The sequence below is a fragment of the Paenochrobactrum sp. BZR 201-1 genome, assembly GCF_044987585.2.
Lineage (GTDB): Bacteria > Pseudomonadota > Alphaproteobacteria > Rhizobiales > Rhizobiaceae > Paenochrobactrum > Paenochrobactrum pullorum.
Map to the genome: position 1 here is coordinate 32,820 of NZ_JBJDRZ020000026.1, position 14,267 is coordinate 47,086.

The window sequence follows — 14,267 nt, forward strand, 5'->3', positions numbered from 1 at the left end:
ACCCTAGGGAGGTTATTATGACAGCGATGGCACCGGATCCCAAGATCCTAGACCCTATTGAAACTGCATCACGCGATGAAATCGAGGCGTTGCAGTTCCATCGCATGAAGCGTTCATTGAAGCATTGCTATGAAAATTCCCCGTTCTACCGCAAGCGTTTTATCGAAGCTGATGTGCATCCGGAAGAGTTGAAAACACTCTCCGACATTTCCAAATTCCCATTTACCTATAAGCAGGATCTGCGCGACACTTATCCGTTCGGCATGTTTGCAGTGCCGCAGAACAAGGTTGTGCGTATTCACGGTTCATCCGGCACAACCGGCAAGCCGACTGTTGTCGGTTATTCGCAGTCAGACGTTGATAATTGGGCAAATTTGATTGCCCGTTCCATCCGTGCCGGTGGCGGTCGCTCCGGTGATATGCTGCATAATGCTTATGGTTATGGCTTGTTTACCGGTGGTATCGGCGCGCATTATGGTGCGGAGCGCTTGGGCTGCACAGTCATTCCGATGTCCGGCGGTCAGACCGAGCGACAGGTCACCCTGATCAATGACTTCCGACCGCGCATCATCATGGTAACGCCGAGCTATATGCTCTCCATTCTGGATGAATTCCGTCGTCAGGGGCTTGATCCGCGCAAGAGCTCGCTGGAAATAGGTATTTTCGGAGCCGAACCATGGACAAATTCCATGCGTGAAGAAATCGAAGATGCTTTTAACATGCATGCTGTCGACATCTATGGTCTGTCGGAAGTGATGGGGCCGGGTGTTGCGATGGAATGTGTGGAAACCAAAGATGGTCTGCATGTTTGGGAAGATCACTTCTATCCGGAAATTATTGATCCTGTGACCGGTGAAGTACTGCCTGATGGTCAGGTGGGTGAATTGGTATTTACCACACTCACCAAAGAAGCACTGCCGATGGTTCGTTATCGCACCCGCGATTTGACCCGCATTTTGCCGGGCACTGCCCGCTCGATGCGCCGTATTGAAAAAATCACCGGCCGCAGTGATGATATGATTATCTTGCGTGGTGTGAATGTGTTCCCGACCCAGATCGAAGAGCAGGTTCTCAAATGTTCTGGTCTTGCACCGCATTTCCAAATTCAACTGACCCGTACCGGTCGTATGGATTGCATGACCGTTCATGTGGAATGCACAACCGATATGACAGATGATGATGCGCGTGCTAAATCAGCGCGTGAACTTTCACATCATATCAAAAGCGTTGTTGGTGTTTCGGCACAAGTGGTCGTTAAAGATCCGCATTCTATGGTACGCTCTGAAGGCAAAGCCAAGCGCGTTGTGGATGACCGCCCTGTTGAATAATGGCCCTACTAATATAGCTAAGTCAACTTGGCTAATTGGATTTGAAAAGTTAATAATCATATCAGGGGGCATTTTAGCCCCCTTATCTTTTGCTGATGAAGCACGATACTGTAAGAATGAGGGAGGCAATATGTCTCGTACCAGAGCCACCGATTTTGAAGAAAAACAACGTGGTTTACTGATGAGCGCCGCGGAAGTGTTTGCTGAGGTGGGCATGGAGAAAGCCTCCATGTCGCTTATTGCAAAACATGCAAGTGTATCTAAATCTTTGCTCTATCATTATTATCCCAGCAAAGAAGAACTGATTTTTGCCATCATTTCCACGCATCTGGAAGATCTGGTGGCCGCGATTGAAGATGCTGATGACGAAACATTGCCGCCGCAAAAACGTCTGCGTCAACTGGTCGGCACGGTGCTGGAATGCTATAAAGGTGCCGACAATCAACATAAAGTGCAGCTGAATGCGGCATGGGCTTTGCCGGATGACAAACGCCAGCAGATTTACACGATTGAACGCGGCATCGTGAAGCGTTTTTCAAAAGTTCTGCGTGAGATCAATCCTGAATTGGATAATGCCGAGCGCCCGCTGCTTACGCCCGTGACCATGTCGTTGTTCGGGATGATCAACTGGGTTTATATGTGGTTTAAAGACGGCGGCAAAATTACCCGTGATGATTATGCCGATGTGGCGACAACATTGATTTTAGAAGGCATCAAAGCGGTTCGTTAATTTTTTTGTACGGTTGAATAATAAAAGCGGAGCGCTTGTGGGAAGCGCTCCGCTTTTTTATTTTTATGCGGGTGTTGCGGCCAGCGGCCATGTTTTGGCAACCATGGTAAGAACGTCGTATTGGGCAACGACGTCATCACGCTGGTTGGTGACGCGGCAATCCCAGCGCACTTCGCCGTGCTGGCTGTTCATGCGCGGGTTGATTTCCTTACAGGTGAGACGCACCTGCAAAGTGTCGCCAAAATAAACCGGCACGAGGAAGCGCAGATTATCAACGCCGTAATTGGCAAGAACAGGCCCTGCATCAGGATGGACAAAAAGCCCTGCCGCAAAGCTTGCAATCAGATAGCCATGCGCCACGCGTTCATCAAAAAACGGATTGGCTTTGGCAGCTTCACTGTCCATATGTGCATAGAATGTATCACCGGTAAAATGTGCGAAATGCTCGACATCTTCCAAAGTGATGGTGCGTTGTTCGGTGACAAGCTGATCGCCGATTTTCAGTTCTGCCAAGGATTTGCGGAACGGATGCTCGCCCTGATAGCTTGGCGCACCTTCAATCCAGCGTCCGGTGACGGCTGAAAGCAGGGTAGGAGAGCCCTGAATGGCAGTGCGCTGCATGAAATGCTTGACGCCACGAATGCCGCCCATTTCTTCGCCGCCACCTGCGCGTCCCGGGCCACCATGAATAAGACCGGCAAGCGGTGAACCATGGCCGGTGGATGATTTGGCAGTCTCCCGATTGCTAATCATCACACGGCCATGCCACGCAGCGACACCGAGAACGGCTTTCTCGGCAGTCTTGGGATCATTGGTGAAAACGGATGAAACGAGCGAACCTTTGCCTTTGCGCGCAAGAGCAATTGCTTCATCAAGATCGTCATAAGCCATGACAGTAGAAACAGGGCCAAAAGCCTCCACATCGTGGATGGCTTTCGCTTCAAACGGTTTATCAGCGTAAAGCAGAACCGGATTGAGGAAAGCACCTTTTTCTGCGTCCCCTGAAGTGAGGCGAACCTCATCGGGATTGCCTGCAACAATGCTGGCACCTTTTTGCAGCTCAGTAATACGTTCACGCACTTCCACGCGCTGATCGAGGCTTGCAAGTGCGCCCATACGGGTGGCTTCATCGCCCGGCAAACCAACAGCAGTTTTGCCCAAGCGATCACGCAGCGCATCAATCAATGCATCAACTTGTGCGCGCGGTGCGATAACACGACGAATGGCGGTGCATTTCTGCCCTGCCTTCGAGGTCATTTCGCGTGCGACTTCTTTGACGAAAAGATCAAATTCCGGCGTGCCGACAACCGCATCTTCGCCCAAAATCGAGGCGTTCAGACTGTCGGCTTCCATGGTGAAACGGGTGGAATTAGCAACAATGGCTGGATGGTTTTTCAGCATACGGCCAACTTTGGCCGAACCTGTGAAAGTCACGGCATCCTGCTCGGTGACATGGTCAAGCATATTGCCGACCGAACCACAGATAAGCTGCAAGGCACCTTCAGGCAGAATACCGCTTTCGATGATGCGGCGCACCATCAGCTCGGTTAAATAGGCGGTCTGGCTGGCTGGTTTAACAATGCAAGGCACACCGGCAATCAGCGTCGGTGCGATTTTTTCCAACATGCCCCAGATCGGGAAGTTGTAAGCATTGATATGCACGGCCACACCTGCAAGCGGGGTGAGAATATGCTGGCCTAAAAAGCTGCCATCGCGTGAAAGCGGTTCGATATCACCTTCGGTGAGCACGCGGGTGTTTGGCAGTTCACGGCGACCTTTGGAAGAATAGGTCAGCATCGTGCCGATGCCGCCTTCAATATCGACCCAAGCGTCAGGGCGCGTCGCACCGGTATGCAGGCTTTCGGTGTAGAACTCTTCCTTTTGTGTCATCAGCAACTGGCCAAGCTCTTTGAGAAGCAGGGCACGCTCATGGAAGGTCATTGCTTGCAGTTTTGGTGCTGCAATTTTGCGACCATAGTCCAAAACATCGGCAAAATTTATGCCGGTTGAATCGATCTGCGCAACCGGTACGCCTGTTGCGGCATCGAGAAGCGTTTGCCCTTCTTTAGTGCCAGCGACCCAGCTGCCATAGACATAGCTTTCAAGGCGGCGAGGCTGAACAGCCGTATTGCTCATTGCGTTTCCTTCCAAATTTCTAATGGGGGCGGGGCGCAGTTATGCGCCCTTAATCAAAGACCAAGGGCTGTCAGTGCTTTACTGCATTCAGCATTCCACTGCGCCAGCAGATCTTTGTTGGAGCTATGGCGCAGGCCAAAGCGGCTTAAAATTTCAAAGCGGCTGGAGTTCGGATCACCAAACCCTGCAGCCACGCGTGGGAGCCAATAAGCAACCGAAGATTTAGCCTCAGCGCGACCTTCTTCGGTGGTGACAATTTCGGTCAAACCCTCAAGGCCTAGCTGCATATGGCGGGTTTCACGCGGGGCAATTTCGCGGAAAACTTCAGCCAAAGGGGCATAGGAAATGCGGGTAAACTCGGTCATCAAAACACTGGTCGCCAAGCCTTGCAGTACATTCATCACCACCGCATCAATCCAGTTGATAATCGGGTAATGAAAAACCGAAACGCGCATATCGCCTTCTTTACGCGCTAGACCTAAATCGCTGTCGCGCTCAACGCGTGCAGCCCAATCATATTGCGATTGATAACGGCGCTTGTCGGTGCCGAAATCACCCATAATATTGAGAACGCGCTCGGCATGATCTGCTTTTTCAAGCGTGATGCGGCTCGCTGCAATGCGCTCTTTAATGGCTGGTGCAAAGTTGATCGAGGAGGCAAAACCGGCAGAGGCTGCCAATTCGCTGTCGATAAAGCTCGCCATAATACGCATCAACTCGCCGCGATAACGCGCTGGCACATTGTTTGGTGCGGTCAAAACACCGCCTTTTGCCAGATAGTCTTCAATATTCATCAGATCAGTCATGGCATGTTCCTTTATTCGTCGTAAGTAACGATAACGCGGTCGCTGAGCACAGAAGCCTGACAGGAGAGCACATAACCGGCACGCACTTCATAATCTTCAAGCGCGTGGTTGATGGCCATTTCCACTTCACCTTCCAGTACTTTACAGCGGCAAGTTGAGCAGACACCGGCTTTGCAGGAATATGGCGCATCGAGATTGTTGGCGAGTGCCGCATCCAGAATGGTTTCGCCGTTTCGCTGCATTTCAAAATTGCGCGTAGTGCCGTCAAGGGTAAGCGTTGCCTGAACGCCTGCACCATCAGTTATGGCTTGTTTTGAAACCGTGCGCTGTTTGGCGCGACCCTGCTGACCGGAGGCAAAAAGCTCGAATTTGATCTGTTCGTCTTTGAGGCCGTGATCGCGCAGGCTTGCCGCAACGCTCAGCATCATCGGTTCAGGACCACAAATAAAGGCTGTATCAATGGCTTTTGGATCAATCCATGCGCGGAACAGATCTTTCATTTTCGCTTCATCAATATGGCCGGTGAACAGGTCGATTTCTTGTCCTTCCTGACGCAGGATGTGAATGACGGAAAAACGGCCAAGATAGGTGTTTTTCAAATCTTCCAGCACTTCGCGGAACATGATCGAGCTGATCTGGCGATTGGCGTAAACCAAGGTGAAGCGTGAATGTGGCTCGCGCGCCAAGGTGGTTTTGATGATGGAAAGCAAAGGCGTGATGCCGGAACCGGCGGCAAAGCCCAAATATTGCTTGGCCTGATCGGCAGCCAGCGGCGCGAAGAAACGCCCCATCGGCGGCATGGCCTCAATCTCGTCGCCGGGATTGAGGTTTTCATTCGCCCATGTGCTGAAGGCACCGCCATCCACACGCTTGATGCCGACCTGCAAAACACCGTCATCAACACCAGCGCAGATCGAATAGCTGCGGCGCAGTTCCTCGCCGTCAAAGGTGCGGCGGAAGGTCAGATATTGACCTTGGGTAAAATTAAAATGCTCGCGATCTTCATCACGCGGAGCGAGCGTCAGGACGACGGCATCTCGCGTATCGCGTTGAATATCAGTGACCTTCAGGGTGTGAAAGCGTGCCATGAGGTATCTTTCTTAAAACCTACCTGCATCTGTGGATGCATTTGAACTTGGCTGCATCTTGCGGATGCACTTGAAACTAGATTGCATCCTTAGATGCATTTGAAATAGTCGAAAGGCTCCAGACAATCCTTGCAGCGATAGCTGGCCTTGCAGGGTGTGGAGCCGAACTGGCTGATTTTCTCGGTATTGATTGATGAGCAGCGCGGACAGCTGATCGTCATATTGGCGCCGGAAAGGCTGCGCGCACGGTCAAGCAAAACGCCGTCAGCGGCAGTGCCGTCAACCGGTGGCGTGATGCCGTAAGCGCGCAGTTTTTCACGCGCTTCTGCGGTTAGCCAATCTGTTGTCCATGCCGGAGACAGGCGACGTTCCAGCCGCAATTGCTCGATGCCTTTGGCGCGTAATGCCGTTTCAATATCGAGATTAATGATACCTGTCGCCGGACAGCCGCTATAAGTCGGCGTTACGGTGACGACCAGTTCATTATCCTGCCATTCGACATCACGGATAATGCCGAGATCTGTCAGGCTGATAACCGGGATTTCGGGATCCGGAACCTCGGCAAGCCAGCCCCAGATTTCATCAATGGAGGGACGGGCAGAGTTCTGCATGGCGCTTACCAACTGGCGCCAGGATAAGCGCGCTGCAACCATTGCATTTGGGTCAGTAAATGCCCCAAATGTTCGGTATGAACGCCCTGACGGCCACCTTGATGGGCAAAATTTCCATCTGGAACGCGTAAATTGCCTTCGCTCAGCACGGCGTGGATCACGGCTTCCCAGTTTGCACGCAGATCTGCTGGATCGGGTGCCAAACCTTGCTCAGCCACTTGCTTGTCACTATCATCGCTAATGAACATTTCGCCGGTGTAGGACCACAATGCATCCAGCGCATTCTGCATGATTGTGTGGCTTGTCGCGGTGCCATCGCCCAGACGGATAACCAGATCAGAAGAGCGCTCCAGATGATAGGCGACTTCTTTGGCTGATTTTTCCGCAATATCGGCTATGCGCTGATCGGTCGATTTTTTCAGCTCTTTCAAAAGTTCCAGATGATAGGCATCAAACAAGAACTGGCGCATCAATGTATGTCCGTAATCACCATTCGGACGCTCGACGATCAGCAGATTTTTGAAATCCCAGCCGTCTCGCAAGAAAGCCAGATCATCGGCGGAGCGGCCTTTGCCTTCCACTTCACCGGCCAGACCAAGCCAAAGCTGGGTTTGGCCGATCAGATCAAGTGCTACGTTTGCCAGTGCAATATCTTCTTCCAATGCCGGTGAATGGCCACACCATTCTGAAACACGATGGCCGAGGATGAGCGTATTGTCGCCTATACGCAGCAAAGTTTCAAAAAGCGGGTCATTTTTTGGTTCAGCAAGAGGGCGTACATTGCGTACGATCTCTTCCTGTCTGGCGCGGTCACGAACCGGCGCTGTTTTGCCGTGTGCTGCGCTCATTACATGCTCCCCACTTCTTCAGGAATGTCGAAGAATGTCGGATGACGGTAAACTTTGCTGTTGGAAGGCTCGAAAAGCGGGCCTTTGTCCGACGGGCTTGAAGCAACGATATCATCGGAGCGCACTGCCCAGATTGATACGCCTTCATTGCGGCGGGTGTAAACATCGCGGGCATTGTTGATGGCCATTGCAGCGTCGGGCGCATGAAGGCTGCCGACATGACGATGGTTGAGGCCGTGCTGACCGCGGATAAAGATCTCCCAGAGTGGCCATTCTTTTGACATGGGTGTGTTCCTTGACTTTGTGGCACTTAAATTTTCTGCTTGTTCGTAAGCTGCTTATTCAGCGGCTACACGTGCAGCGCGTGCATCAACTTTTTCCGCATGCGCAACCAGCGCTTCGCGGAACCATGCACCGTCATCCCAGGCTTTGACGCGTGCGCCGAGACGATCGGCATTGCACGGGCCATTGCCGTTAATGACGTTGAAAAACTCTTCCCAATTTGGCTCGGTAAAGTCGTAACCGCCTTTTTCCTCGTTCCATTTCAGGTTTGGATCCGGCACGGTCAGACCCAGATATTCGGCCTGTGGTACGGTCTGATCGACGAACTTCTGACGCAGCTCGTCATTGGTATTCATCTTGATCTTCCATGCCATAGACTGGACGGAATGGACTGAATCTTTATCCGAGGGGCCAAACATCATCAGCGACGGATACCAGAGACGGTTCAATGCATCCTGCGCCATGCGTTTTTGTTCCGGCGTGCCGGAAGCCATCTTCATCATCACGGCATAGCCCTGACGCTGATGGAAGGATTCTTCCTTACAAATACGGATCATCGCACGGCTATAAGGGCCATAAGATGTACGCTGCAACGGCACTTGGTTCATAATCGCTGCACCGTCAACCAGCCAGCCCACTGCGCCCATATCAGCCCAGTTGAGGGTTGGATAGTTGAATATGGACGAATATTTCATCTTGCCTGCATGCAGGCGCTCCAGCAATTCATCACGCGAAACACCAAGGGTTTCTGCGGCTGAATAGAGATAAAGACCGTGACCGGCTTCATCCTGCACTTTGGCCAGCAAAATGGCTTTGCGTTCCAGTGTTGGTGCGCGGGTGATCCAGTTGCCTTCCGGAAGCTGGCCGACAATTTCACTATGGGCATGCTGGCCGATCTGGCGGATCAGAGTTTTGCGGTAGCCTTCCGGCATCCACTCTTTAGGTTCAATCTTTTCACCGCGGTCAATGCGTTCCTGAAACGCAATTTCCTGCGGGCTCATATCAGTGCGGTCTTTTGCACCTTCAGACGTTACGAGCTGTGCATACATTTTAAGATGTCCTTCCTGCTCACACGCGTTCGATAATGATAGCGATGCCCTGACCAACGCCGATACACATTGTGCATAATGCATAGCGTCCGCCGTTGCGGTGTAATTGATACATGGCAGTTGCAACCAGACGCGCACCCGACATGCCGAGCGGATGACCGATCGCAATCGCGCCGCCGTTCGGGTTCACATGTTCTGCATCATCCGGCAGGCCGAGATCACGAAGAGTAGCCAATGACTGACTGGCAAAAGCCTCATTGAGCTCGATCACATCCATCTGATCAATGGTGAGACCCGCACGCGCCAAAACTTTTTTGGCAGCAGGTGAGGGGCCGATACCCATGATGCGCGGTTCAACACCGGCGGCGACCATGGAGACGATGCGCGCTTTAGGAGTAAGTCCTTGTGCTTTGGCCGCCTCGCTTGAGAGGATTGTTAAGGCGGCTGCACCATCATTAACGCCGGATGCATTACCGGCTGTAACCGTCCGATCAGGGCCATTGATGGCTTTTAGTTTAGCAAGTGTTTCAAAAGTTGTTCCTGGGCGTGGATGCTCGTCTTCGGCCACAATAATCGGATCACCACGACGCGGTGTAATGGTCACCGGTGCAATCTCATCATTGAAAAGACCCGCAGCCTGCGCTTTCGCCCAACGTGCCTGACTGCGTGCTGCAAAAGCATCTTGATCTTCGCGGGAAATATTAAAGTCACCTGCCACATTGTCGGCGGTTTCCGGCATTGTATCAACGCCGAATTTTGCTTTCATGGCCGGATTGACAAAACGCCAGCCGATGGTGGTGTCATAAACCGCATTGCTGCGTGAAAATGCACTGTCGGCTTTCGGCATGACAAACGGCGCGCGCGTCATGCTTTCAACGCCACCGGCAATCACGAAGTCGCAATCACCAGCGCGGATAGCACGTGCTGCCATACCAATCGCATCCATGCCAGAGCCACAAAGGCGGTTGACCGTGGTGCCCGGAACACTGATCGGCAGGCCTGCGAGGAGAGCAGCCATACGCCCGACATTGCGGTTATCTTCGCCAGCTTGGTTGGCGCAGCCGTAAATCAGATCGTCAACGGCTGACCAATTGACCGAAGGATTGCGCTCGATAAGGGCTTTGAGAGGCAGTGCTGCAAGATCATCTGCACGCACGGAAGCCAGCGCTCCGCCATACCGACCAATTGGAGTACGAACTGCATCGCAGATAAAAGCATCTTGCATGAATATTTTCCTTCCTACCCTGAAAGCGGAAGAATCTCCTCATTCATCGACCGCTTGGTCAGATTATAAGGTCATGAAACATTACAATGCAAGTAAATTTTTAGAATTGTTGTAATGTTTTGAATTTCAGAGCTTTTTTATTCGGCAATTAACAATCCCTGATGGCGTGAGCGCGTTTCATCGGTATTTGCTGGCAAAACACCGTCAACGCCTTCACAAAGCGTGGAAATACAGGTTTCTGCTTTCGGGCTCAGTTCCAGATAAAGATTGCGGAACAAATTGCGCGCCGTGTGACCTTGCCAGTCTTGCGGCAAAGCCTTCAGCGGCAGGCGCGGGTCACGCAGCAAAACGCCGCGATACATATGCACCAGAATGAGCCGTGCCATCAGTGCGTTTTCAGACGATAAGTCATCGGCACGCTGATAAAGCGGTTCAAAGCGGGCAATGAGATCACAGTAACGCTGGTGGATTTGGCTCAAATCCCAGAACTGCGCCAGCCAGCCCATGTCATCGGGGTCTTGTGCGCGCAGGATTTGTGCGTTTTCCGGCAAAGTCTGTCCGCGATCAGGGCGGATAAAAATGGCTGATCCCATCCGCCCCATGCGAAGGCGCGCGGCATCGGCATCGCTTAAATCAGGCGCATAAATGACCTGCCAACCTTTAGGCTCCTGATCCGGTTGATAAAGAAGTTTGGCCGCTTGTTCAAACTCGGTGCGCGAAGAGGCGTCAAGACTGTAATAGCTGCGCCGTCCGTTGCGCTCACCTTTGAGACGATTAGCGGTCACCAGCCGTGAAACGGCAGTCCTCACTACTGATTCACTTAAACCCGCACGGTTGCAAATCTCGATTAAAGAGCCGGTCCAAAATACGCCGCCACGCGGTAAAACAATGTCGCCATAAACTGTGACAATAAAAGCTGCTGCCCGCAATTCCTGATCTTTGAGCAGATTTTTAATGGTTTTATCGACGGACATGGATGTTTTACTTTCAATTGAAGCAACAGAAAAACAGCTGCGATGAGATGTTAGCTGATGCAGAGAAAGATGATGTTTTCTTGTAGCTTTCATAAACCAACTATTTAGAGATAGCAAAACTATCAAAAAAGGCGTTTACAAGCTGATGCAAACGCCCTTTAAAATGCTGGTTAACTTAGTAGATGATTATTTCTTTCGGCACGGCATGTCAGCGTCTTCTGCATTGATAGCGGTGCCATCGATGGTTTCAATGCCGTAAAGTAGTTTTGCACGTGCTTCAATGGAAGCCAGTAATGCATTGCCTAAATCAAGGGCACGCTCAGATTGGCGCACACTGTAGTCTGTTAGATATTTGGATGCCAATTCAGGTTTTTCAGCTTGATAAAGAATTTCGGCGGTTGTCTGAATGGTTGCAATATCTTGAATTTGCCCGTCTTCGAAGGCTTCCAGTGCTTGGGTGACTTCCGGCATGAATGTTTCAGGATGGGCGCAGCTATGATACATGATGCGCTTAAACAAACGGCCTGCAAATTGGGTTGCTTCCTGAGACTGATATTCAGCATTTAAGAAGGTGGAACCTGCATCACGGAACAAATATCGATGAATACCATATTCCGGAATAACTTTATTGATCCCGATATGGTAAGGCACAAATGGAGCCGTTACAGAACCGGTAGGCGCAACCCAAAGCAGGTTGAGCTCAGGGCGTGTTGTCTCACGTAACTGTGCCACTTCACCATAGCCGGAGCGTTCGGTTGATACGCGTGGATCGCGCACCATTTTCATCATTTTTTTCAAAGTGACCGGTGCCATGTCGCGTAATTCTTTTTCGACCGTATCAATTGTCCAGTGTTTTTGACCGGTACGCATCGGGCGGTCTTGTTCACTATAAACAGCATGGACATTGAAAGGCTTATCACCGTCACGCTTCCACCAGCCTTGCTCAATGGCGAAATCATAAAAATTAGGCGATGCCAAATAATCATTGCTGTCAGTAATATCGGCCGGAATATCGCCGATATAGCCGGGATAAGAAACGCGGACATCGTCTGGCCCTAAGCGTTCAGCCACCCAAAGCCCTTTGCCACCTGCAAATTGCAGAACTACCCAACCTTCATTTTTGTCAGCAATAAGATGAGAGTTCCCACCGTAAGTGGTGTAGCCATATTTATTGATGAGATCACCAATGATTTCGACGGCTTCACGTGCTGTTTTGGCACGTTCCAATGCAATGCGTGCCAGATCGCTATATTGCGGGCCGGTTTGCGGATTGGGTGTCATCTCGACAAGCTCATCGCGGGAGTTAGACCAGATGTCACGGATTGCAACACCGTGCTCATTCAGGCCTCCATTGGTCAGAGGCGCCGGAAAGCCTTCAAAATCGCTGTAGTTCATGTTGATATATTTGAATGTCTCAGGCGCTTGGGGAATTTCCATCAATTTGCCTGGCATATATGCTTTTTCTGTTGCTCCGACAGAAATGGTTGTTCCTTCTGCATGTTTCTTCGCAGGTACTACAGTTAACCAGTGACCGGATACTTCTTCACCGGTGCCGCCGATAAGTACTGAGCCGTCTTCGGTCAGGTTTTTACCAACATAAAAGCCATAACTGGCCAATGTTGGAGATGACATTGATACGGATACCAATAAATTGAGTGCGATGATTTTGCAGAAATCCGAATTTTTCATTATTTCCTCTTGCGAGTGCATTTCATGTTACATTCGGAGGCCACATCCCCTTTCGTAAGCGCATAATAAATAATGTGCAGAAATGAGCCTCTAACGCCTATAGTGGAGAAATAATTTTTAAGGATCAACCGTGTTTTTGAAATTTTGTTATTAAAAACTGATGTATATAAAATAAAATAATAATATAAAATATTGCATATTGGTTACTTATGATAAGGATAAATTATTGTTAATATACTTCATACTGTAATTTATTATTGATGTTCATCAGATTTGAGCCTGATGATAAAAAAATCAGAAAAATTTATTTATATCAGTTTATATAATACACTAATAAGCTGATGTGAGAGGTAGCTTAAGTGCTGCCTATTTTGGAAAAATTACTTCAAGTGATTATTGAGTTATTTGCTTTGGCATCCATCATTGCGAGCATTCAAGGCTCGTTACTTTTAGGCAAAAGTGCATTTAATGCTTCCTGATTTGTACTGCACAATGAATTTACGTTATTTTCACAGCTAGCTGACTTGTTAACGGAACGGTACCAGATACAAAATGTAGATATAGGTCAACTGCCAGAGCAATTGCTCCAAACGATAGCAAAAGGGTGTTTACGCGGGATAAACTGTCTTTGTGCATAAGGCGCCCTTTTAATTTCAATGGCGCCTTAAAATTAATTTTTTAAATACGCAATTTAACTCCGATCATTTATGTTTTTATAGTTATCATGAAATGAGTTCTGAAAATTTATAATATTGTTTTAAAAGATGTTTGATTTGAAATAAAGTATTTTAATTTATTTTGCTTGGTAAAATCATTGGATTTATTTAGACTCAAGACCTATTAAATGTCTTGCGTTGTGGTGATCTACCGGATTAATTGGTCACATTAGGAGGTGCGCCATGAGTCATCTTAAAGCCCATCGTACCGCAGCCAGCCTGCTAAAAAAGGGGATGTTCCCAGACGTATTGGGCGCACCAAAGGCGGACTGAATTCTAAATTGCATGCTGTATGCGATCGCTATGGCCGCCCACTGGTTATGCTGCTCTCAGAAGGGCAGATGAGTGATTACAATGGCGCGGCCTTGATAATCAATGCTCTTGCGCGCGCAGACACATTGCTAGCGGATAAAGGTTATGATGCAGATTGGTTTCGTGACGCGCTCACTGAGCGTGGCATCAAAGTTTGCATTTCGTCGAAGGCAAATCGTAAAGTGCCAATAGCGCATGACGTTACGCTCTACCGAAAACGCCACAAGATCGAGAATATGTTTGGAAAGCTCAAAGATTGGAGGAGGGTTCACACCCGCTACGACCGATGTGCCCATACATTCATGTCAGTAATTTGCATCGCTGCAATAATCATCTTTTGGATCAATCAATGAGTCTTGAGCCTAGGCTGAGGACTCAATTACCCCATGCGATGAGTGTAGAAACAAGAGCAATTGCGGCGAGATAGTTTATTGCGAGGCGATCATATCTGGTTGCAATGCGTCGCCAGTTTT

The 14,267-nt window shown here is 49.9% G+C and carries 12 protein-coding genes and 2 pseudogenes; 3 read left to right on the forward strand and 11 right to left on the reverse strand.

Annotated elements, in window-relative coordinates:
- Positions 1 to 17 precede the first annotated feature (17 nt).
- Both paaK and ACI0FR_RS13675 read left to right on the forward strand, forming a co-directional pair.
- Complete coding sequence (paaK, locus tag ACI0FR_RS13670; protein WP_404907738.1) at positions 18 to 1,328, forward strand: phenylacetate--CoA ligase PaaK; 1,311 nt, start codon at positions 18 to 20, stop codon at positions 1,326 to 1,328.
- A gap of 130 nt (positions 1,329 to 1,458) precedes the next feature.
- Entirely contained in the window at positions 1,459 to 2,058 is a 600-nt protein-coding gene (locus ACI0FR_RS13675) for a TetR/AcrR family transcriptional regulator (RefSeq protein ID WP_374833470.1), read from the forward strand.
- Positions 2,059 to 2,121: 63 nt separating this feature from the next.
- On the opposite strand, the gene paaZ is transcribed toward ACI0FR_RS13675, so the two are convergent.
- The 10 genes from paaZ to ACI0FR_RS13725 all read right to left on the reverse strand — a co-directional run bounded on the left by paaZ (position 2,122) and on the right by ACI0FR_RS13725 (position 12,766).
- Entirely contained in the window at positions 2,122 to 4,194 is a 2,073-nt protein-coding gene (gene paaZ, locus ACI0FR_RS13680) for a phenylacetic acid degradation bifunctional protein PaaZ (protein WP_404907735.1), read from the reverse strand.
- 53 nt (positions 4,195 to 4,247) lie between these two features.
- Positions 4,248 to 5,000, reverse strand: coding sequence for a Phenylacetic acid catabolic protein (locus ACI0FR_RS13685; protein WP_404907732.1), 753 nt, complete (start codon positions 4,998 to 5,000; stop codon positions 4,248 to 4,250).
- An 11-nt stretch (positions 5,001 to 5,011) separates the two neighbouring features.
- Positions 5,012 to 6,088 carry a 2Fe-2S iron-sulfur cluster-binding protein gene (locus tag ACI0FR_RS13690; RefSeq protein ID WP_404907729.1) on the reverse strand — a complete coding sequence of 359 codons (1,077 nt, stop codon included), beginning with the start codon at positions 6,086 to 6,088 and terminating at the stop codon, positions 5,012 to 5,014.
- Between the two features lie 89 nt (positions 6,089 to 6,177).
- Entirely contained in the window at positions 6,178 to 6,699 is a 522-nt protein-coding gene (paaD, locus tag ACI0FR_RS13695) for a 1,2-phenylacetyl-CoA epoxidase subunit PaaD (protein ID WP_404907727.1), read from the reverse strand.
- 5 nt (positions 6,700 to 6,704) lie between these two features.
- Positions 6,705 to 7,547: a 1,2-phenylacetyl-CoA epoxidase subunit PaaC gene (paaC, locus tag ACI0FR_RS13700; protein WP_404907726.1), complete on the reverse strand. Its 843-nt coding sequence runs from the start codon at positions 7,545 to 7,547 to the stop codon at positions 6,705 to 6,707.
- A complete protein-coding gene (gene paaB / locus ACI0FR_RS13705) occupies positions 7,547 to 7,831 on the reverse strand; it encodes a 1,2-phenylacetyl-CoA epoxidase subunit PaaB (protein ID WP_184222979.1) in 285 nt (94 codons plus the stop codon). The genes paaC and paaB overlap by 1 nt, the downstream gene beginning before the upstream one ends.
- Before the next feature lie 54 nt (positions 7,832 to 7,885).
- Positions 7,886 to 8,878: a 1,2-phenylacetyl-CoA epoxidase subunit PaaA gene (gene paaA, locus ACI0FR_RS13710; protein WP_374833482.1), complete on the reverse strand. Its 993-nt coding sequence runs from the start codon at positions 8,876 to 8,878 to the stop codon at positions 7,886 to 7,888.
- A 19-nt stretch (positions 8,879 to 8,897) separates the two neighbouring features.
- Positions 8,898 to 10,103, reverse strand: a complete 1,206-nt coding sequence (gene pcaF / locus ACI0FR_RS13715) for a 3-oxoadipyl-CoA thiolase (RefSeq protein ID WP_404907723.1) — start codon at positions 10,101 to 10,103, stop codon at positions 8,898 to 8,900.
- Between the two features lie 137 nt (positions 10,104 to 10,240).
- Positions 10,241 to 11,077, reverse strand: coding sequence for a PaaX family transcriptional regulator C-terminal domain-containing protein (locus ACI0FR_RS13720; protein ID WP_404907722.1), 837 nt, complete (start codon positions 11,075 to 11,077; stop codon positions 10,241 to 10,243).
- 186 nt (positions 11,078 to 11,263) lie between these two features.
- Positions 11,264 to 12,766 carry a C69 family dipeptidase gene (locus tag ACI0FR_RS13725; protein WP_374833488.1) on the reverse strand — a complete coding sequence of 501 codons (1,503 nt, stop codon included), beginning with the start codon at positions 12,764 to 12,766 and terminating at the stop codon, positions 11,264 to 11,266.
- Positions 12,767 to 13,668: 902 nt separating this feature from the next.
- On the opposite strand from ACI0FR_RS13725, the pseudogene ACI0FR_RS13730 reads away from it, so the two are divergent.
- A pseudogene (locus tag ACI0FR_RS13730) lies at positions 13,669 to 14,147 on the forward strand (IS5 family transposase); the annotation flags it as partial.
- Positions 14,148 to 14,169: 22 nt separating this feature from the next.
- Here ACI0FR_RS13730 and ACI0FR_RS13735 read toward each other — a convergent pair.
- Positions 14,170 to 14,267 (reverse strand): annotated as a pseudogene (locus tag ACI0FR_RS13735) (IS5/IS1182 family transposase); the annotation flags it as partial.